The 661-nt window shown below is 36.8% G+C and carries 1 protein-coding gene; it reads right to left on the bottom strand.

Annotated elements, in window-relative coordinates; translation table 11 throughout:
• Positions 1-661: hypothetical protein (locus ACFSJT_RS17845; RefSeq protein ID WP_378321703.1), on the bottom strand; the 661-nt coding region annotated here is incomplete at both ends.

Here is a 661-nt window from a genome sequence, read left to right as displayed (position 1 = left end):
GCGTAATAGCATCGCAGAATAGATATTATCATTGGGAACATAAGACTTGGTCTCCTCAGGAAGTACCGAAATACTAATATCATAACGAACCCCGTCTTTTTGTGGTATATGAACCGAGGTAATTATCGAATCCTTAACAATGGCCTCTTTGGAAACGACAACACTCTTGCCTAAACTATCATCAAAAGAATTCATCAATAAGCGTTCGAGAACAGGAACATCATCTTGAAAAAAAGTAATAACGTTCATACCGTCAAACAGAAGGTCTCTTTCTATCGAAATAAGCTTTTTTAATTCGTTGGGTAAAAAATGTATTGGTAGTTTTTTTGATAACTGATTTTGTCGAACTAAAATATAATGATTTTTATCTGTAAGTTGAGCGATCGTCTCTTCATTTGTATTTAACTCGATCATTATTTCATTCTCCATTATATTCGTAATGATAATACTCACGCCAACGTCCTCTGCTTTGGGAAAAAATGTTCTTACCTCCTCCCCATTTGCAAATCGTGCCACTGCCGTAAACCGCTTACCCTTAACAGGACGAAAACCAAATTTGCCCATACCAAAACGATTCGACACAAAAGACATGACTTTCTTGCCTTTTTCATCCTCTACATAACCCTCCTCAAAAGAAACACCATAACCACGGTCATTGATC

It is taken from the genome of Aquimarina celericrescens (assembly GCF_042682765.1).
Lineage (GTDB): Bacteria > Bacteroidota > Bacteroidia > Flavobacteriales > Flavobacteriaceae > Aquimarina > Aquimarina celericrescens.
This window is presented reverse-complemented; position numbering and strand designations above follow the sequence as displayed.